General features: G+C 36.5%; 21 protein-coding genes and 1 riboswitch. Of the genes, 18 read left to right on the top strand and 3 right to left on the bottom strand.

Going from position 1 to position 20,294, the window contains the following annotated elements; all coding sequences use genetic code 11:
* Positions 1-474 precede the first annotated feature (474 nt).
* Entirely contained in the window at positions 475-813 is a 339-nt protein-coding gene (locus MUA40_RS10335; RefSeq protein ID WP_037559186.1) for a helix-turn-helix domain-containing protein, read from the bottom strand.
* A 78-nt stretch (positions 814-891) separates the two neighbouring features.
* Here MUA40_RS10335 and MUA40_RS10330 point away from each other — a divergent pair, with 78 nt between their 5' ends.
* The 4 genes from MUA40_RS10330 to MUA40_RS10315 all read left to right on the top strand — a co-directional run bounded on the left by MUA40_RS10330 (position 892) and on the right by MUA40_RS10315 (position 3,795).
* Positions 892-1,572: a type 1 glutamine amidotransferase domain-containing protein gene (locus tag MUA40_RS10330; protein ID WP_016424414.1), complete on the top strand. Its 681-nt coding sequence runs from the start codon at positions 892-894 to the stop codon at positions 1,570-1,572.
* A gap of 14 nt (positions 1,573-1,586) precedes the next feature.
* Positions 1,587-2,255 carry an SDR family oxidoreductase gene (locus MUA40_RS10325; RefSeq protein WP_016424415.1) on the top strand — a complete coding sequence of 223 codons (669 nt, stop codon included), beginning with the start codon at positions 1,587-1,589 and terminating at the stop codon, positions 2,253-2,255.
* Between the two features lie 133 nt (positions 2,256-2,388).
* Entirely contained in the window at positions 2,389-3,393 is a 1,005-nt protein-coding gene (locus MUA40_RS10320) for an NADP-dependent oxidoreductase (protein WP_016424416.1), read from the top strand.
* A gap of 42 nt (positions 3,394-3,435) precedes the next feature.
* Positions 3,436-3,795, top strand: a complete 360-nt coding sequence (locus MUA40_RS10315) for a DoxX family protein (protein WP_126496498.1) — start codon at positions 3,436-3,438, stop codon at positions 3,793-3,795.
* 91 nt (positions 3,796-3,886) lie between these two features.
* On the opposite strand, the gene MUA40_RS10310 is transcribed toward MUA40_RS10315, so the two are convergent.
* Together MUA40_RS10310 and MUA40_RS10305 are read right to left on the bottom strand one after the other, a co-directional pair.
* Positions 3,887-4,576 carry a response regulator transcription factor gene (locus MUA40_RS10310; protein WP_016424418.1) on the bottom strand — a complete coding sequence of 230 codons (690 nt, stop codon included), beginning with the start codon at positions 4,574-4,576 and terminating at the stop codon, positions 3,887-3,889.
* 21 nt (positions 4,577-4,597) lie between these two features.
* The gene (locus MUA40_RS10305) at positions 4,598-7,213 is read right to left on the bottom strand and encodes a sensor histidine kinase (RefSeq protein ID WP_016424419.1); all 2,616 of its coding nucleotides are present in this window, start codon (positions 7,211-7,213) and stop codon (positions 4,598-4,600) included.
* 167 nt (positions 7,214-7,380) lie between these two features.
* Between MUA40_RS10305 and kdpF the strand changes: the two genes are divergently transcribed.
* The 14 genes from kdpF (at position 7,381) to MUA40_RS10240 (ending at position 20,271) form a co-directional block, all read left to right on the top strand.
* The gene (gene kdpF / locus MUA40_RS12165) at positions 7,381-7,461 is read left to right on the top strand and encodes a K(+)-transporting ATPase subunit F (protein ID WP_081635118.1); all 81 of its coding nucleotides are present in this window, start codon (positions 7,381-7,383) and stop codon (positions 7,459-7,461) included.
* Between the two features lie 25 nt (positions 7,462-7,486).
* Positions 7,487-9,163, top strand: a complete 1,677-nt coding sequence (gene kdpA / locus MUA40_RS10300; protein ID WP_016424420.1) for a potassium-transporting ATPase subunit KdpA — start codon at positions 7,487-7,489, stop codon at positions 9,161-9,163.
* A 15-nt stretch (positions 9,164-9,178) separates the two neighbouring features.
* Complete coding sequence (kdpB, locus tag MUA40_RS10295) at positions 9,179-11,203, top strand: potassium-transporting ATPase subunit KdpB (protein WP_016424421.1); 2,025 nt, start codon at positions 9,179-9,181, stop codon at positions 11,201-11,203.
* A 10-nt stretch (positions 11,204-11,213) separates the two neighbouring features.
* A complete protein-coding gene (kdpC, locus tag MUA40_RS10290; protein ID WP_016424422.1) occupies positions 11,214-11,777 on the top strand; it encodes a potassium-transporting ATPase subunit KdpC in 564 nt (187 codons plus the stop codon).
* A gap of 549 nt (positions 11,778-12,326) precedes the next feature.
* Positions 12,327-12,953: a Bax inhibitor-1 family protein gene (locus tag MUA40_RS10285; RefSeq protein ID WP_262569550.1), complete on the top strand. Its 627-nt coding sequence runs from the start codon at positions 12,327-12,329 to the stop codon at positions 12,951-12,953.
* A gap of 19 nt (positions 12,954-12,972) precedes the next feature.
* Positions 12,973-13,080: riboswitch (TPP riboswitch) on the top strand.
* Between the two features lie 74 nt (positions 13,081-13,154).
* Positions 13,155-13,739: a thiamine phosphate synthase gene (locus tag MUA40_RS10280; protein WP_016424424.1), complete on the top strand. Its 585-nt coding sequence runs from the start codon at positions 13,155-13,157 to the stop codon at positions 13,737-13,739.
* A 5-nt stretch (positions 13,740-13,744) separates the two neighbouring features.
* On the top strand, positions 13,745-13,945 hold the full coding sequence (gene thiS / locus MUA40_RS10275) for a sulfur carrier protein ThiS (RefSeq protein WP_016424425.1): 201 nt from the start codon (positions 13,745-13,747) through the stop codon (positions 13,943-13,945).
* 2 nt (positions 13,946-13,947) lie between these two features.
* Positions 13,948-14,715 (top strand): thiazole synthase, encoded by a 768-nt coding sequence (locus MUA40_RS10270; protein ID WP_037559188.1) that lies wholly within the window; start codon positions 13,948-13,950, stop codon positions 14,713-14,715.
* Positions 14,715-15,722, top strand: a complete 1,008-nt coding sequence (locus MUA40_RS10265; RefSeq protein WP_016424427.1) for a ThiF family adenylyltransferase — start codon at positions 14,715-14,717, stop codon at positions 15,720-15,722. The genes MUA40_RS10270 and MUA40_RS10265 overlap by 1 nt, the downstream gene beginning before the upstream one ends.
* Before the next feature lie 74 nt (positions 15,723-15,796).
* The gene (locus tag MUA40_RS10260; protein ID WP_016424428.1) at positions 15,797-16,510 is read left to right on the top strand and encodes a YebC/PmpR family DNA-binding transcriptional regulator; all 714 of its coding nucleotides are present in this window, start codon (positions 15,797-15,799) and stop codon (positions 16,508-16,510) included.
* A gap of 23 nt (positions 16,511-16,533) precedes the next feature.
* A complete protein-coding gene (locus MUA40_RS10255) occupies positions 16,534-17,010 on the top strand; it encodes a cupin domain-containing protein (protein WP_126496502.1) in 477 nt (158 codons plus the stop codon).
* Positions 17,011-17,384: 374 nt separating this feature from the next.
* Positions 17,385-17,948, top strand: a complete 564-nt coding sequence (locus MUA40_RS10250; RefSeq protein WP_016424430.1) for a ribonuclease FAU-1 family protein — start codon at positions 17,385-17,387, stop codon at positions 17,946-17,948.
* Between the two features lie 123 nt (positions 17,949-18,071).
* A complete protein-coding gene (locus MUA40_RS10245; RefSeq protein WP_016424431.1) occupies positions 18,072-18,938 on the top strand; it encodes a LysR family transcriptional regulator in 867 nt (288 codons plus the stop codon).
* Between the two features lie 127 nt (positions 18,939-19,065).
* Positions 19,066-20,271 (top strand): sugar efflux transporter, encoded by a 1,206-nt coding sequence (locus tag MUA40_RS10240; protein ID WP_016424432.1) that lies wholly within the window; start codon positions 19,066-19,068, stop codon positions 20,269-20,271.
* Positions 20,272-20,294 lie beyond the last annotated feature (23 nt).

Here is a 20,294-nt window from a genome sequence, read left to right as displayed (position 1 = left end):
TCTCACATGAAGTTGATGCATAGCAACTATTTTGATATACTTAGTGATTTTAAAATCATCATTGCGCTCACATTGCATTTCCCCACTATAATGCTGATGTTGCGTTTGTTAGATAAAAATGTAACTGCATCCATGACGATGATATGGAATGTTTCAGTACGAATAAGCTTGATTAGAGCGTGCAAATATGAATTGTTCAAAGGTTTAGAAATGAACAGTTACAGGCTATTTAAAATAAAAGGTAATTTAATCGTAGTTGTTATAGCTATGTTTTTTATTGAATATGCTGAATACTTTAATTGCACTTACCTGTTAAGAATATAACAATATTTTGCTGTTTTCAAGCAAGGTTGTAAATAAGAATATAGGCTGCAATATATAATGAAACGGCGTCTCTAGTAGGAAAAGAAATGTTCAAGTTCAGATCATTTATGAATTGACGTTAAGTTTGACATATTAATGGAAGAATGAGGTTTATATTTGTTTGAGTTCCTTTTCGAGAATGTTAATTTGTTTCGTCAGCGAGGCTTTTTTTGTATTAAGGACTTCCAAATGTAACGTTAAAATGGTTTTAACGTCTGTTTTCTTTTCATAGAGCATATTGGTGTTTTTCTTAATTTCTTTCAAAGTCATATTTAATGTACTTAAGCATTTGATAAACTTAATCATTTCAATATCATCTTTTGAATATAATCGTTTATTATTCGAATCTCTTTCTATAAATTTTAAAATCTCTTTTTTTTCATAAAATCTTAATCTGCTTTTGGATATATTGCATATTTCTGCAACATAATCGATATAATATTTTTCCAATGTGAGCATATCCCTTCTCTTAAAGTAAGGTTTAACTGTTATCTTATTATATATAATCATTTCGTAGGAGGAAATACAATGAAAAAAGCTTTAATTGTAATGACAAATGTATCTAAATATGAAAATTTAAAAAGAGCAACAGGTGCTTGGTTTTCTGAAGTCACGCATTTTGCGAAAGACTTTTATGATGCGGGTTACGAAGTAGATTACATGAGTCCAAAAGGTGGCTATGTACCACTTGATCCTGTAAGTCTTACACCAGATATGATGTCTGATGATGATTGGGCATACTATACGGATGATAACTATATGCAGAACTTTGGTCATACATTATCTCCAGATGAAGTGAACCCTGAAGATTACAGTATTATTTACTTTGCAGGTGGTCACGGTGTAATTTGGGATTTAAGAAATAATGAAGCAATCAATAACATTGCGGTTAAAATCTACGAAAACAACGGAATCGTTTCTTCTGTATGTCATGGGGCAGTTGGCCTATTAGACATTCCATTTGAAAATGGTTTCTTAGTAAATGGTAAAGAAGTGACAGGTTTTACAAATAGTGAAGAAGAAGCAAACGGAACAACTCAAAATATCCCTTACTTATTAGAAGATGAGTTTGTAAGCAAAGGGGCACAATTTAAAAAAGATGCAGATTGGCACCCATTTGCGGTTGTAGATGGTCGTATTATTACAGGTCAAAACCCGCAATCAGGCCATGCTGTAGCTGAAAAAGCATTAGCGTTATTAAAAAAATAAAGGAGTGAATGACATTGTCTCAATTAATTATAGGTGCAAATGGTGGCGTAGGTAAACACCTCGTCAATAAACTGAAAGCGCAAAACGTTGATTTTACTGCAGGTGTAAGAAAAGAATCGCAAGTTGATGCATTAAAAAATGATAATGTCTCAGCGATTTATGTAGATGTTGAAAATCAATCTATTGATGAACTGAGTGAAACATTTAAAAACTTTGATCAAGTTCTTTTTTCAGTTGGCTCAGGGCCTAATACAGGCGATGATAAAACAATCATTGTTGATTTAGACGGGGCTGTTAAAGCGATTAAAGCGAGCGAGCAAGCTGACGTTAAGCATTTCATTATGGTATCTACATTTGATTCACGCAGAGAAGCATTTGATGAATCAGGCGATTTAAAACCATATACAATTGCAAAACATTATGCCGACGACTATTTACGTCGTACGAACCTTAAATATACGATTGTACATCCAGGTGGTTTAACAAATGACAAAGGGACATCAAAATTTACCATTGCTTCTAATGTAAGAGGTAAAGGCCCTATTAAAATCACAAGAGAAGACGTTGCTGAAGTATTAGCAGAAGTGGTTGTTAATGATGCACTTCATGGTAAAGAATTCCAAATCATTAATGGTGATGCATCACTTTCAGATGCAGTAGCAACATTTCTAGAAGAAAAATAAAGCGAATGTGAGTAAATAACGATGAATCACGTGCTTTGATAGGGCATCATATCGTTTTTAAAAGCGAGCATCTCAAGTTGTTAAGTTCAGTACAACGAGATGTGTCGTAATCCATTAAGAACGGAGGCTAATTATGCAAAATGAACAAATTGTTTTAGCAAAAAGACCTAAAGGTGTACCGAAAGATGATACTTTTAGATATGAAGAGATAGAAACTGTTGAGCCAAAGCAAGGTGAAGTTCAACTGGAAGCAGTTTATATTTCAGTTGATCCATACATGCGCGGTAGAATGAATGATTCGAAAAGTTATGTTAAACCTTATGAAATTGATGCGCCTATTCACGGCCATATTGTGGCGAAGGTAATTCAATCTGAAGCGGATAACTTTAATGTAGGTGACTATGTGACAGGTGTCTTACCTTGGCAAAAAATCATTACCGTTGATGCACAAAAAGTAAATCCGATTCCTTCAAAAGAAGTGCCATTATATTTGTATTTAAGTGTTCTTGGTATGCCTGGTATGACGGCCTATACAGGTTTATTAGAAATTGGAAAACCAAAACAAGGTGAAACAGTCGTTGTATCAGCGGCATCTGGCGCTGTAGGTTCTGTTGTAGGACAAATTGCTAAAATTAAAGGTGCTAGAGTCGTAGGTATTGCGGGTGGTGACGAGAAAACATCCTATTTAACGGATACACTTGGCTTTGATGTTGCGGTCGACTATAAACGTGATGACTTCGCTGAAAAACTTGAACAAGCTGTTCCAGATGGCATTGATGTGTATTATGAAAATGTAGGTGGCGCATTATCAGACGAAGTATTCAAACATCTCAATCAGTTTGCGCGTGTACCGGTGTGTGGTGCCATTTCAACATATAACAATACAGAGGCTGAATTGGGACCAAGAATTCAAGAAACTTTAGTGAAGAGCCAAGCATTGATGCAAGGCTTTGTAGTAGCTCAATTTTCTGATTATTTTAAAGAAGCAAGCGAACAACTTGCAAAATGGGTCTCTGAGGGTAAAATAAAATCAGAAGTAACAATTGATAACGGTTTTAATCAATTGCCTACAGCTTTTAGAAAATTATTCTCAGGTGATAACTTTGGTAAGCAAGTCGTGCAAGTTTCTGAAGAATAACTGAAATTAAACCCAAACTTTAAAGTCAGCAAAGGAGAAAATATGAAACAACTTATCGCAAAATTATTATTTAGCACTATGTTTTTCCGAAGTGGACAAGCCCATTTTAAAAACAAAGAAATGTTTTTAAGAATTGTCCCATCTTATTTGCCTTTTAAAGAAGCAATTGTGAAATATTCAGGTATCGCAGAATTCGTACTTTCTGCCTACATTTTATTAGGCAAAAACAGAAATCGTGTAAGAAAAATTGTAAGTGGCTTTTTATGGCTTGTCTTTCCAGCAAACATTTACGCTGCAAGAAAGCAAATTTCATATGCAGACAGTGAACGTAAGACAGTGAAAGAACATGTGATTCGCTTACCATTGCAATTTGTATTTGCATTCCTAACTAAATTCTTATAGAATCGTCGCAAAAATTTGAATGAAGCCGGCGCCAAAACTAAGTTGTCATTTCTTAATTTTGGCGCCGGCTTTTTCATAGTTTAAGTCGAAATCAATGCCAATATTGCATTTGATAACCGATACGAGGGCGGGTAATAATGAGTTGTTTAGATGACGGATGCGCTTGGTTAAGTTTATTGCGCAATGATGTCATATGGACACGTAGGCTCGGCATCTCTGATTTATTCACATAACCATAAATAGATTTGAGTATCGTATCGTATGTGAGTACTTTTCCTACGTGCCGGCATAATAATTCTAATAATGCAAACTCATTAGGCGTTAGACTTAACGTCTCGTTATTAATACGTGCTGTTTTAGACTGATAAGACACGACTAAAGGTCCATTTTCGAAGACGATATCTTTATGATCTTGCATATTTTTTAATCGTTGCACAACTCTAATGCGTGCACGTAATTCATCAACATTAAAAGGCTTTGTCATGTAATCGTTCGCGCCGTTATCCAATGCATCAACAATCGTTTGCTCATCCAGTCGTGCGCTGATTACGATAATAGGGATATCAAAAGTTTGACGTATCATTTTGATGAGGTCCAAACCATCAATATCGGGTAATCCTAAATCTAACAAAATAATATCGGGTGCTTTTGAACGAATTTGAAAATTAGCGTCTTTGCCGTTAGTCGCAGTGAGCACTTCATAATAATCAAGGGTTAATGAGACGTCGAGTAAGTGTGTAATCGCATCATCATCTTCTACAACGAGTATTCTAACATTCACTGCACTGCCTCCTAAATTTTTTTAGTATTCATAAGGTAGGTTGAAATAAAATATACTACCATGTGGCTCGTTTTGTCGATATTTTAACTGACTGTCATGTTTTTCTAAAATGGACTGAACAAGATAAAGACCGAGCCCCATACTGTCTTTTTTATTATCTTTGAAGAACTGATGTTTATGAAAAGGTTGGAAAACTGTATGTTGCTCTTCATCAGTTAAGCCAGGACCATGATCAATGACCTCAAACAAAATCTGCTCTTCGTTTTTACTGATGACTAGCGTGATTTTAGTTTCAGGTGGTGTATGTTTTAAAGCATTTTCTATCAAATTGAAAATGGCTTGTAAAATGAGTTTGCTGTCAATATTAACAAAACAAATATCATGAAATGCCGTGACCTTAACTTGATGATTTAATCTTCTCCGTTCTAATACAGATTCGATTTCTTCAACTAATTCTTCAATGAGGTAAAGTTGACGATTTAATTTCACATTTGAATGTTCGAGTTTCGTAAGTGATAAAATATTTGAAACTAACATGTGTAAATATTGGGCTTCATCAAACGAGCGTGAAACCAACTGATGTTGTTCTTGTTGAGGCATCTCTTTGCCGTAAAGTAATAATACATCTAAATTACCGATAATTGATGTTAAAGGTGTTCGAATATCATGGGAGATCGAACGTAGAAAGTTTGAACGTGTCATTTCTCGCTCAGCACGCAACATCGATTCACGTGTTTGACGCAACAAGCTCAAGTTTTCTACCGCAAGCGAAATTTCATTAAGCATAGATTCTAAAATAGAATTATCATAAGAATCAATGACTTGCGGTTCAGAAAAATGTATAGAAACGATGGCTTTGACAGGATTTGTTCCTATTGGGATTAATAAATATTGAATCCCTGGAAAAGTGTCTGTCGTGGCGCCTGCACGTTTTTGGTTTTTAATAATCCAACTCAATGCTTGTTGATGTCGTGAATAATCGGCATGCGGACCTTCAATTGGAATCGTTTTTGAAATTTTTTCATCTTCAACTAAGTAAATCGTAACTTCTTGATTTAAAAGGTGTTGAATTTGATGTCGAGCATTAACTAATAAATCCGGAATGGTATAGGTCTGTTTGATTGAATCATTAAATTGTAACAGGATATCTGTACGATAAAGTTGATGTTTCGTTACGATGTACTGGTGTTTAATTTGTTTTAATAGTCCGCTTGTCACGATGCTGACGATAATACTAATGGTGAATGTAATAGGGTAATCAAAACGATAAACTTCGAAAGTGAATCTTGGCACAGTAAAAAAGAAATTAAAGACAAATACGTTTAAAATTGCCGCGAAAAAACCGATGAGGTACGACTGTGTCCACATACTTAAAACAATAATCCCTAACAAAAATAATAGAAGAATGATGGTGTCTTGCTCGCCATGGTCTGCACTATAAACCCATAGACCCAAAAGTACACATATTGCTTGAATAGTAATCATTTTAAAAATATCGACAGTCCAACGTTTCTGTTCTACCTTTTGATTGTGTCGTTCATGCTTCGCTTTCATTTGGATATGCTTAATCGGCACGATTTCTATTTTATAATGATGCTTTAAATCCAGTAACTGGTCAATGAGAGGACGTTTGAAAATATCGTTCCATTTGTCACTAATATGTTGACCAATAACAAGTTTAGTAACTTTTTGGGATTTGCACCAGTCGTCGAGACCCGATGCAATTTGATTATCATAAATCACTTTAACGGATGCCCCTAATGATTGCGCAAGCATTAAATTTTGATGAACCTGACTTTCATTAGCGTAGTGTCTGCCTTCATGATCAAACACATCAATATAAACAGCTGTAAATTGTGCATGTTCACGATTGGCGATACGTCGCGCTTCTCGAATAACGGTTTCGTTGCTGATGCTCCCACTAATTGCGACGGCGACATGAGGCGTAATATCAATATTTTTCTTATAGAGGTGCTCTTTTTGGCTCATAATATCTGCGGCTGTTCTGAGTGTTAATTCCCTTAATTCTGAAAGGTTCTCATAAGTGAAAAAATGAGTGAAGGCCGTATCGAGTCGTTCTTTCTTATATACTTTTCCTGCTTTAAGGCGATTGATGAGCTGTTTAGGTGAAATATCAATCACTTCTATCGCATCACTCGACATAATAAATTGATCTGGCACCCGTTCTTTAATTTTGACGCCTGTCATTAATGATACTTGCTCGCTCAAACTTTCAATATGTTGAATATTTAATGTGGTATGGACATCAATTCCGTGGGAAAGAATTTCTTCAATATCCATATATCTTTTTTCATGACGCTCTTTTGAGATATTCGTGTGCGCTAATTCATCTATAAGAATGATAGCAGGCGCATCATCAATGATTTGATCAACATCTAAATACTGGAATGTATGACTCCCGTGGTTTTTAGATTTAGTTTGAATGACGGGGAGTTTTTCAGCTAGCGCTTGGGTTTCTTTACGTTGATGTGGCTCTATGTAACCAATTTTAATATCAGCGCCTTCTTGATATGCATCTATAGCATTAGATAACATTTCATAAGTTTTACCCACACCCGGAGAATAACCAAGGTATATTGTCAGGGACCCTCTTTTTATCGTTGGATTACGCTCCATATTTTTCACCTCTTTTAATTCATCATAAACTTCAAATCTTATATTTTCTATAAAAAAATACGTTTTTCTTTATCTTAATAACTTCTTAATAAAACGATGCAAATATTAATAATCTCCTTATAGAAATTTTTATATAATGATTCCTGCAATAAGGAGGAGGTCAAGAGATGATTATCGTATTAGGTCTCATTGTCATCGTATTAATTGGCTATTTAGTATACGCCTTAATTTACAGTGAAAAGTTTTAAATTCAATTATTGATGGAGGGAAAACATGGAAGTCGTTATCTTTTTAATCATCTTTCTTTTATGCGCATTTTTATTAAGTCGATACTTATATAGTGTTGCATTATTAACCCCTACACCTGCAGATAAGGTGTTTTTAGGTGTGGAAAAAGGGATTTACAAAGTGTTAGGAACAAAGTTAGAGCACATGTCGGGTAAGACATACCTGAAACATTTTCTACTATTTAATGGACTAATGGGAATTGTGTCGTTTCTATTGTTATTGACTCAACAATGGCTCTTTTTAAATCCGAATCATAATTTAAATCAATCGGTTTCATTAGCGTTTAATACAGTTGCTTCGTTTTTAACGAATACGAACTTACAGCATTACGCTGGAGAATCAGGACTCACATATTTAACACAGATGATTGTCATCACTTATTTGATGTTTACGTCTAGTGCTTCAGGTTATGCGGTTTGTATTGCGATGCTGCGTCGACTAACAGGAATGACAGATGTCATCGGCAACTTTTATCAAGATGTTGTGCGGTTTATCGTCCGCGTTTTAATACCGCTATCATTTATTGTGAGTATTCTTTTGATGAGTCAAGGCACACCACAAACTTTAAAAGGTAACTTAACGTTGCATACGATCACAGGCAAAATTCAACAAATCGCATATGGTCCTATTGCTTCATTAGAGTCCATTAAACATATCGGTACAAACGGCGGAGGCTTTTTAGGCGCCAACTCATCAACACCATTTGAAAATCCGACTGTATGGTCGAACTATATTGAAATGTTGAGTATGATGTTGATTCCTGGTGCGCTTGTCTTCCTATTTGGAAGAATGTTGACAAAAAGTGGTAAGCAAATTCATGCGCACGCTTATGTCATATTTGGAACAATGTTGTTATTTTTCTTAGTTTTCTTTGCGATTGCCATTATTTCAGAGTACAAAGGTAACGTTGTGTTATCTCATTTAGGTGTAGTTGGACCGAATATGGAAGGAAAAGAAGTAAGATTTGGCCCAGGACTTTCAGCACTCTTCACGACGATTACAACAGCATTTACGACAGGTACCGTTAATAATATGCACGATACGCTTACACCGTTGGGTGGTTTTGTACCTTTAGTATTAATGATGCTTAACGCCATTTTCGGCGGTGAAGGTGTCGGATTAATGAATATGTTGATTTTCGTCTTATTAACAGTATTTATTTGCAGTTTGATGGTAGGGAAAACACCAAACTATTTAGGAATGAAAATAGAAGGACGAGAAATGAAGCTCATCGCATTAACATTTTTAATTCATCCGATATTGATTTTAGTTGCGACTGCATTCGCTTTTATTATTCCTGGTGCGAGTGACGCATTAACGAATCCTTCATTTCATGGTATCTCACAAGCACTTTATGAAATGACATCATCGTCAGCCAATAATGGTTCTGGGTTTGAAGGACTCGCAGATGATACGACGTTCTGGAATGTCTCAACCGGTATCGTCATGTTGATTGCGCGTTATATACCTATCATTTTACAAATCATGATTGCTTCAAGCTTAGTTAATAAAAAAGCATATCAAAAAGATGATCAGACCGTGGCTATCGACAAACCTTTCTTTGGTGTATCACTCACAATTTTTATTATTTTATTGAGTGGTTTGACATTTTTACCAGTGTTATTACTTGGACCTATTGGAGAATTTTTATCATTAAAATAAAGGAGGATATGTTGAATGAATCAATCATCTCATGTCTTGAATGGCGCGATCGTCAAACAAGCCATCAAAGAGAGTTTTATAAAATTAAACCCTGCATATCTCATTAAAAATCCAATTATGTTTGTTGTAGAGGTAGGGATGGTTTTAACTTTAATAATGACGATAGTTCCACAAATTTTTACAGATGATGCAATGTCACGAATTTATTTATTTACGATTTTTGTGATTTTATTATTGACGATTCTGTTCTCTAATTTTTCAGAAGCCATTGCTGAAGGACGTGGTAAAGCACAGGCGAACAGTCTTCGTGAAACAAAATCAAATATGGTTGCACGTCGAATTATAGGCGATGAAAAATATGAAACGATTGACGGTTCTGCGTTAAAACGTGGGGATCGCATCCTTGTTAAAGCAGGGGAAACCATCCCATCAGACGGAACAATTATTGAAGGGATTGCAACGGTTGATGAATCTGCAATTACAGGGGAATCAGCACCAGTGATTAAAGAATCAGGTGGCGATTTTTCAGGTGTTATTGGTGGCACAACTGTAACATCGGATTGGCTTATTATTGAAGTCGATAGTGAGGAAGGGGCTACGTTTTTAGATAAAATGATTGCCTTAGTCGAAGGTGCACAACGTAAAAAAACGCCAAATGAAATTGCACTTTTTACCTTACTTATCACTTTAACGATTATCTTTTTAGTTGTTATTTTAACGTTTTATCCTATTGCACAGTACTTAAAACTGAATGTGCCCATTGCAACGTTGATCGCATTAACAGTATGTTTAATACCGACAACGATTGGGGGATTACTTTCAGCTATTGGTATTGCTGGGATGGACCGTGTGACACAGTTTAATATTTTAGCTAAAAGCGGACGTTCCGTAGAAACATGCGGGGACGTAGACGTATTAATTTTGGATAAAACCGGCACAATTACTTATGGTAACCGTTTAGCGGAATCATTGATGCCTGTGCATGAAGAATGGTACGACAGATTACTCGTCGCAGCTTACGAAACTTCTGTTTATGATGATACACCTGAAGGCAAAAGTATTGTTACTTTGGCGCAAGCTTCATCGGTTCAATTACCGGATGAAGTCAAAGGTGACTACCAACCTTTTAAAGCGGAAACACGTATGAGCGGTATTATCATGGGTGATCGTGCTGTCTTTAAAGGGGCACCTAATAGTATGATTAAATATGTTAAACAAAAAGGCGGCAGGGTACCTTCTAATATTGAATCGCTGGTTACTGAAGTCTCTAGTAAAGGCGGAACACCTTTAATCGTCGTTGAAGATCAAACCATTTTAGGCGTTATTTACTTAAAAGATGTCATTAAAGAAGGATTGGTCGAACGTTTTCAAGAGTTACGTCAAATGGGCATCGAAACAGTTATGTGTACAGGTGATAACGAATTAACTGCCGCGACTATTGCGAAAGAAGCGGGTGTGGATCGTTTTATCGCAGAATGTAAGCCAGAAGATAAAATAAAAGTCATTAAAGAAGAACAAGAAAAAGGGCATATCGTCGCGATGACAGGAGACGGAACAAACGATGCGCCTGCATTAGCACAAGCCAACGTTGGATTAGCTATGAACTCAGGTACATTAAGTGCAAAAGAAGCAGCAAATCTAATTGATTTGGATTCAAATCCAACTAAACTGATGGAAGTTGTTAAAATCGGTAAACAATTATTGATGACGAGAGGTGCGTTGACAACATTTAGTATTGCGAATGATATTGCGAAATATTTTGCGATTTTACCTGCAATGATGATGGTCACTGTACCGGAAATGAGTATTTTAAATATTATGCGTTTGAATTCTCCTGAATCTGCAATTGTTTCAGCGTTAATATTTAATGCACTGATTATTGCATTATTAATTCCAATTGCGATGAAAGGTGTGCGCATTAAAGGTGCTTCAACGGAGACCATCCTCATGAAAAATATGTTGGTATATGGATTGGGTGGTATGATTGTTCCGTTTATTGGAATTAAACTCATCGATCTCATTGTTCAATGGTGGATATAGGAGGGTGTATATGAAAGCGATAAGAAGTAGCATAGGACTCGTTGTAATGACAATGGTTTTGTGTGGTGTCCTCTTTCCATTGGCTGTAACGGCAGTTGGACAGACGTTGTTTCATCACCAAGCTAACGGAAGTCTTGTGACACAGAATGGTAAGGTAGTAGGTTCAAATCTCATTGGACAGCAGTGGAATGAACCTCAGTATTTTCACGGAAGAACGAGTGCTGTCAAATATAATATGGATAAAACGACATTAAAAGAAAAAGGGGTGGCTTCTGGTAGTGATAACTATTCAAATGGCAATCCTGAACTTAAAAAGAGAGTAGAAGACTTAAAACAAGATGATGGTCACCATACACCGATTGATGCGGTGACAGAATCTGGTTCAGGTTTAGATCCGGATATTACGGTGGATAATGCAAAACAACAGGTGGCACGTATTGCAAAACAACGAAATCTCTCACCACAACAAATTGATCAATTAATTACTAAGCAAGCACATAAAGGAACGATGTATGATGACTATGTGAATGTGTTGGCGTTAAATATGGCGTTAGATCATTTGTCAGCACATTAATTGTTGATTGTACAGTGGCCGTTGTACGGTTTATGATGAGATGAGGCTGGGGTTATTTCCTCAATTCAAACGCTCTAAGATTGTTTTTAATTAAACTGTCTTAGAGCGTTTTTGATGTTGGATTACTTGTATGGATGGCTTCGCTTTCCGAGGGGACAGCCTCAGCCTGTAGTCTTCGGCTTGTCCTGTTCCCTCAGGCGTCTCGCCATCCATGCATCGTCAAAAATATACAGTGCTTCATTGTTTTAAATTCAAACGTGCATCGATTCATCGTAACAGTGAGTCATTGAACAGTGTGCAATTTCTAATGGCTTAATAAGGGCGTTGAAGTGTTTTATAGGTTGATACCCAGGCTGTTTCAACTGAATGTAAAATAAAAAATGACGTAATAAAAAGGGCCATAAGACGCGAATTTATCGAGATGAAAATTTAATGCGATATTGAATGAGGTCTAAAAAGTGCATTTTCGGGTACAAGACAAGAGACTTTATTTTATTCGTAACACAATCTATCGTAAAATATAACAACCAAAAAGAAAGGAGAGAAAAGATGTCATCATCAACACATCAACCCCCTAGTAAGGCTTATGGAAAAGTTTGGCTCTTTTTTGTTTATTATTGGCTTATTTTTGGGATTTCAACTTATTTAGGTCAATTTTTACCAGAAGCATGGCGCCAACCGCTATCGATAGGATTACTTATCCTTATTCTGATTTCGATGGTTGTCCAACGTGTACGTTTTAGTGGTCCTATCATTTCACATATTTATACCATTGTTGCAGGCTTATTATCCTATGCCACATTTATGTATACGTTAGAAGATTTAGGGCCAAGTGTATTTTTTAACACTGTTTTATTAGCGATTGCGGCGTTTCTTATCTTTGGCTTTTTAGGTTATTTTTTGATAAAAGATGCTTCAAGTATTGGAAAATATTTATTCGTGACACTTATCGCTTTAATTTTAGCAAGTCTACTTGGGTGGTTTATCCATAACCCGATTTACCATACGCTCATTGCGGTGGTAGGTTTGTTATTATTCTTATTGTATACGCTTTATGACTTTAATCGGATGAAACGAGGACAATTTTCACTTAGAGAGATGGGTTTCAATTTGTTCTTAAACCTTTTCCGTATTATTCGTTATGTGTTAGAATTAACACGTATGGTAAAACGTTAACGCAATTGAATAGATAAAACGATTCCACTGGAAGTGCCATTGCGAATGGCTGAGATTGAAATGCGATTTCAAAATTCCTGAACCTGATCCAGTTCGTACTGGCGTAGGAAAGTGGCTGAATTCGTGGGAATAACACGCTACTTTTCTTAATTTGATTTATGAAAAGTAGCTTTTTTTGTTGCGTTAAGGAGGATGGATACGATGATTGTAGTGGTTACACCTTATCAAAGGCTTGATTATACGCATATTCAACGCTTGTGTGCAATTGAACCTGATATTGATGGCGTCATTTTCAGGACACCTATGAGAAAGCCTGAACTAGAAAATTGGATTTTAAAGTTGCATGATGAAGGTTTTCCAAAATCTAAAATGATTGTACATACGGATGTGCAGCTTGCCGAGCAATTGGGCATTCATCGCCTTCATTTCAGAGAAGGTGATGTTAACGCCGAACATATCAAACAGAAGTCGCCGGATTATCGTATTAGTATGTCTACGCATTCTGAAAATAGTATTCGCTATGCGCAAGCCCAACATTTTGATTTCGTATTGTTTGGTCATCTCTTTCCCACACCCTCTAAGCCCCATCAGCCACCACGATCCTCTAGTGAAATTGCAGCAGTGTTGTCTATTGACTTTCCTATTATTGCAATTGGAGGCATTCGTCTTGAGACAATCCAAAACGTTCCTACAGGTTTTTCGGGGATCGCATGTATCGGAAGTGCGTTTTCAAACGAAATCCATCAGTTTAGACAAATGGTCACTTATTGGCGTGCAAAGGAGTGAAGGTAATGCAAGTATATGTGAATGGTGAAAGGCAACTTTTCGATGAAGGCACTACGATTCGTGATATATTGAATCACTTTGGTATTGAATCAAAACGCATGGCAGTTGAACGTAACGAAGAAGTTGTAAAACGCTCAGAGTGGGATACAACTGAAGTGCGTGAAGACGATCAGTTAGAACTTTTAGAATTTGTTGGAGGCGGTTAATGATGTTTAAAATTGGTAATTTAAGTTTCAATTCAAGATTGTTTTTAGGAACAGGTAAATTCGAAAATGAAGAGATTCAATCTCGTGCAATTGATGCATCTGAAACAGAAGTACTTACATTTGCGGTACGCCGAATGAGTTTGTATGATGAAAAGTTGCCGAACCCTTTAGCCAATGTGGACTTATCTAAATTTACGACATTTCCAAATACAGCAGGTGCGAAAACGGCTGAAGAAGCAGTACGTATTGCTGAATTGGCAAATGAAGCTGGTGTATGTGACATGATTAAAGTAGAGGTAATTGGTGATGATGAAACATTATTACCTGATCCCCTCGAAACTTATAAAGCATGTGAAATTTTATTAGAAAAAGGCTACATTGTTTGTCCATATATTTCAGATGATGTTGTGTTAGCGAAACGTTTGGAAGCGCTCGGTGTACATGCCGTGATGCCACTTGCTTCGCCAATTGGTACAGGAAGAGGGATTAGCAATCCTTTAAACTTACGTTATATTATAGAAAAAAGCCAAGTTCCTGTTATTGTGGATGCGGGGATAGGTTCAGCAAAAGACTGTGCGGAAGCGATGGAACTTGGGGCAGATGCGATATTATTAAATTCTGCAGTATCACGTGCTAAAGATTCTGTGAAAATGGCAGAAGCAATGAAAAAAGGTATTGAAGCGGGTCGCTTGAGCTATGAAGCGGGTCGTATTCCTATTCGCTATAATGCTGTTCAATCAAGTCCATCAGAGGGGTTAGGGTTCTTATAATGACCCGCTATAACAGACAAGAGAAATTTAAACCTTTTGGTCAACAAGGACAAGTCCAACTGCAACAATTACATGTGATGGTTATCGGTGTTGGTGCGCTAGGCAGTGGTATCGCAGAGCAATTGACGCGAAGTGGTGTCGGCCGTTTAACAATTGTTGATAAAGACGTGGTGTCCTTATCTAATTTACATCGTCAAAGTGGCTATACTGAAGCAGATGTACAAGCTATGACGCCGAAAGTATTTGCATTACAACAACATCTGTCAGCAATGAACCATGAAGTGACGATAGAACCATTGAATGAGGAGATTACAGCAAGGAACATATTGGGTATCCTCAATGAAACGCAACCCGACATGATTTTAGATGGACTTGATCGATTTGAAACACGTTATTTAGTTAATGAAGCCTCTAGAAAGTTAAATATTCCTTATATTTATGGGGCAGTAGTGGGGAGCCAAGTGAGTGTTTTTCCAATTCATCAAGATGGTCCATGCTTACATTGTGTAATGCCAGACGTACCAGATACAATGGAAAGTTGTGATATTAATGGTGTTCTTCCGCCCGCTGTTCATATGGCGAGTAGTCTGGTTGTAGCAGAAGTCTTCCATTATTTGATGCATGGTGATTTTTCTTATCGTATGACGACAATGGATATTTATCGTGGCAAAATGAAAACATTGTCTATCAAAGCATTGAAAGAAGAAGATTGTAAAGTTTGTGCTCAACATCAATATGATCGATTAAATCATAAACAACTTGAACAAACACAATTACTGTGTGGTGGCGTTTATCAATATAGACTCTCTCCAGAGCAGTTTTCAGCAAAAATCCATCCTAGTGTGACATGTTTAATCGAAAATCATTTTATTAAACGATTACAATATAAAGACTATGAAATGACATTATATCAAGATGGGCGGTTGTTGATTTATCACGCGTCAGATCAGCAAACGGCGCATGAATTAGTACAACGATTATTCGTACAACCTGTTCACATTGAGTAGAATTTGCCATACTGTAAAATTTCCATGTATAATAAAGAGTATTCAAAAAAGCATGTGAAAGCGAGATGGAAGTAATGGGACGTAAATGGAATAACATTAAAGAAAAGAAAGCACAAAAAGATAAAAATACAAGTCGTATTTATGCAAAATTTGGTAAAGAAATCTATGTGGCCGCAAAATCAGGAGAGCCAGATCCAGAGTCAAACCAAGCGTTAAAACTTGTACTTGAACGTGCTAAAACTTATTCTGTACCCAACCATATTATTGAAAGAGCAATCGACAAAGCTAAAGGTGGCGGCGAAGAAAATTTCGATGCGTTACGTTATGAAGGTTTTGGTCCAAGTGGCTCCATGGTCATCGTTGACGCTTTAACAAACAATGTTAATCGTACGGCATCTGATGTAAGAGCCGCATTTGGTAAAAATGGAGGAAATATGGGTGTTTCTGGTTCAGTTGCTTATATGTTCGATCACACAGCGACATTTGCCTTTGAAGGTTTTGATGCAGATGCTGTACTTGAAGCATTAATGGAAAACGATATAGATGTTCGTGACGTAGTTGAAGAAGGTGATTTGACAATCGTCTATGCTGAACCTGATCAGTTTGCTACAGTTCAACAAGCTTTACGCGACATGGGCGTCACTGACTTTGAAGTTGCAGAATTTGAAATGTTACCGCAAACAGAAGTGCAACTTTCTGATGAAGACCAAGCGACTTTTGAAAAATTGATTGACGTATTAGAAGACCTTGAAGATGTACAACGTGTCTTTCATAATGTTGAACTATAATAAATCTTTGGGAGGCATTTATTATGAATGTTCAAGAATGGATACAGCATCTTAATTTAACCCCTCATCCTGAAGGGGGATATTATCGTGAAACGATATTAAGTCCAGATCAGACAGAAGGCCGTCCAAATTATTCAAGCATTTATTTTTTATTAGAAGACGCAAACATTTCTCATTTTCATCGCATTGATGCTGATGAAATATGGTACTTTCATGCTGGGCACACACTCACAATTCATATGATACATCCTGATCACACATATGAAACTGTGCAACTTGGTCCCGATGTAGCAAATGGTGATGTATTACAATTTGTTGTACCTAAAAATACCATTTTTGCATCTTCTATTGAACAAGAAAATAGTTTTGCGGTAGTAGGTTGTATGGTACAACCGGCATTTCAATTTGAACATTTTGAATTATTCACACAAGATGAGCTTATAGAAACTTATCCTGAGCATAAAACAATCATTCAAAAATATGCGAAAAAGAATGTGTAAATGAAAGGGAATGAGGAATGTGACCTCATTACATCAATCCCATAACATATAGGGCGATGATGGGAGACAGTGGTTGTGATTTTAAACATACTAAGGTGGATGTTAAGGTGATGAGAACCTAACGATTGTATACACTTTAGTATGTTTTTTGTTTCATATTAAGATGTATGAAATCGTACGATGTTCTCATCTTTCAGAAAATCAACGTCCACGCTTAAATTGAACGCATAATAAATATTACACAGCACGCAGCTTTAGACAGACTGACATCTATCATCGAGGCATGGATGAACAAATTTCAAAACGGTTAGAAACTGAGAGAAGTGACATATAACGCTGATTTATATATAATGTACGAAAGGGGGTTGGTGGCTGTGAAAGTGAAATATATTGATAAACGTCACTGGCGTCGCCTCTTAGACCATGATTATATCGAAGTTAAAGTGAACAATAACAAATTTAAAGGCATCATAGGTTTAATTACAATTAAAAAGGTGAGAGAGCCATTAGAGGTGACTGTTGTAGGTAAAAAGATAGTCGTGGCTGATGATAACTATCAGTGGTTGCAAATATTACCAGAAAAAAAGCGTTACAGTATGACTGTCATGTTTAATGATAAAGGACAACCATTGCAATATTATTTTGATATTAATTTAAAAAATATTACGCAAAAAGGTAAGGCACGCACGTTAGACTTGTGCTTAGATGTGCTCGCACTACCTAACGGCCGATATGAACTTGTTGATCAAGACGACTTGGAATATGCACTGAAAACGAAGCAAATTACAAGAAAGCAATACCACGAGGCTTATGTGATTGCACACCAACTCATGATCCAGATTGACGAGGACTTTGAAAGTATCGAAAGACGGGCAATGTACTGCTATCAGAAAATCAAGCATAAGTATCAGAAAAAAGAAAAGCATAAACAGTATTAGTGATTAAAAGAAATGTTTTTCACACACCGTTACAACCAACCCAGCGTGTGCTGTGAAAGTATACAAGCACACTGGACAATGTTCTGTTTGTCTAGTGTTCTTTTATTTTGAGGAGGCGCTACGATGAAGATTGATGATTATCGGTTGTTAATTACTTTAGATGAGACACGTACATTGAGAAAAGCAGCTGAAAGACTATACATTTCTCAACCTGCAGTGACGCAACGTCTTAAATCTATAGAAAGACATTTTGGTGTTGAGATTTTCATCCGAACAAAAAAGCAGTTAATTACGACAACTGAAGGTGCGATGGTAATAGCGCATGCAAAATCAATGTTAAAGCAAGAGCGCTTGTTTCAAGATAAAATTAAAGCACATGTGGGTGCGATTAACGGGACACTATCGATTGGTTGTTCATCACTGGTGGGTCAAACAGTGTTACCTGAAGTGTTAAATCGTTATACAACTGAATTTCCAAATGTTGAAATTGAATTACAAGTGGGTTCAAGTGAACATATTAAAGCGAATCATAACGATTATCATATTATGATTGTTCGCGGGAATCCTTTGCTAAATATGCATAATGATCATTTAATGGACGATAAACACTATTTTATTTATCCTAAAAATAAAAAAGATGAGCTACATAAATTGCCTTTCATCGAATTTCAGGCTGATCCAGTTTACATTAATCAAATTAAAACGTGGTATCAACAACATATGTCTCAAGATTATCATGCAAGAATTAAGGTGGATCAAGTTGCAACATGTAAAGCGTTACTTTTGAGCGGTGTTGGCGTGACCATATTACCAGAAATTATGGTGAAAGACTTAGATATTACACAATTCGAGATGTTAAAAGTAGACATAGAAGCACATTCGCTCGTGCGTTCTACATATTTAAGTTATGACATGAGTATGATGCAATTACCGCAAGTGAGCTCATTTATTAATGTTTTCAAAGAATATCTACATCTTGATCAGATGTAACGCATACCATTGCACGTTTACGTGCGATGGTTTAAGGGCGTGCTTTTTTAGGTAAACAGAAGAAAAAGTAAGGGATGATGTAAAGTCATTTAAGAAAGAAGATAATTACGTATTAAGGAGAAAACAAATGTTTCGGGAATTATTAACTATTAAAAATTATAAGCTCTTTTTAGTCAACATGATGCTGATTGGCATGGGGATTGCCATTACAGTACCTTTTTTTGTGCTATTTGCAACAAACCAACTCGGGATGACTACCAATCAGTTTGGATTATTATTGGCACTTGCGGCAATTAGCCAATTCACAATGAATAGTATTGTAGCGCGTTTTTCAGACACACATGCTGTGAATCGTAAGTTATTAATTATTATTGGGTTATTTATGGGCGCGATTAGCTTTGCACTCCCCTTTTTTATTCATTCTATTACGCTATTTATTATTTTATATGCCATTTTTCAAGGGCTGTTCGCGCCTGCAATGCCACAACTTTATGCATCTGCGAGAGAATCTATTGATCAGTCGACTTCAAGCAGTCGCGCCGTTTTTGCGAATTCTGTGCTGCGGTCTATGTTTTCATTTGGTTTCTTATTTGGACCATTAGTGGGCAACATCCTTAATCAGTCATGGGGCTATAGCGGGCTGTTCGGAGGCACTGTCGCAATCATTTTGACAACGCTACTTTTACAAGTCTTCTTTTTTAAAGATATCAAGACGAAACAACCCACGCGTACAGCGACACATACGGAACAAAATGCGCCTTCTATGTTGAGACATCGCTATCTTATCGTGCCATTTGTTGCTTTTGTGTTATTACATATTGGGCAATGGATGTACACACTCAATATGCCACTTTTTGTTACGAAATATCTTGGTGAAGAAGAGAAATATGTAGGTCATTTAGCAAGTTTATGTGCAGGTTTAGAAGTGCCTTTTATGATTATTTTAGGCATTGTTGCGAGTAAGGTTCAAACACGAACGCTGCTAGCTATTGCGGCTGTTTGTGGCAGTCTCTTTTTTGGAAGTATCGGCGTGTTTGAAAGTGTGAGAATGATGTTAATCGGTCAAGTCTTACTTGCAGCATTTTTAGCTGTTTTATTAGGTATAGGGATTAGCTACTTTCAAGATATTTTGCCACAATTTCCAGGTTATGCTTCAACATTATTTGCAAATGCAATGGTTGTCGGCCAGTTGTTAGGAAACCTGCTAGGCGGTGCCATGAGTGATTGGATTGGTTTAGGCAATGTCTTCTATGTCTCTGCATTATCATTAGCATTAGGTTTTGTATTGATTTTATTTACTAAAAAAAGCCCAAAGACAGTTGAAGCGAGCTAAATTCGATACAGAAAAGAGGCTGG

It is taken from the genome of Staphylococcus schleiferi, assembly GCF_025558325.1.
Taxonomy (GTDB): domain Bacteria; phylum Bacillota; class Bacilli; order Staphylococcales; family Staphylococcaceae; genus Staphylococcus; species Staphylococcus schleiferi.
Note: the sequence above shows the minus strand (reverse complement) of the source record. Positions and strands in the feature narration are given on the sequence as shown.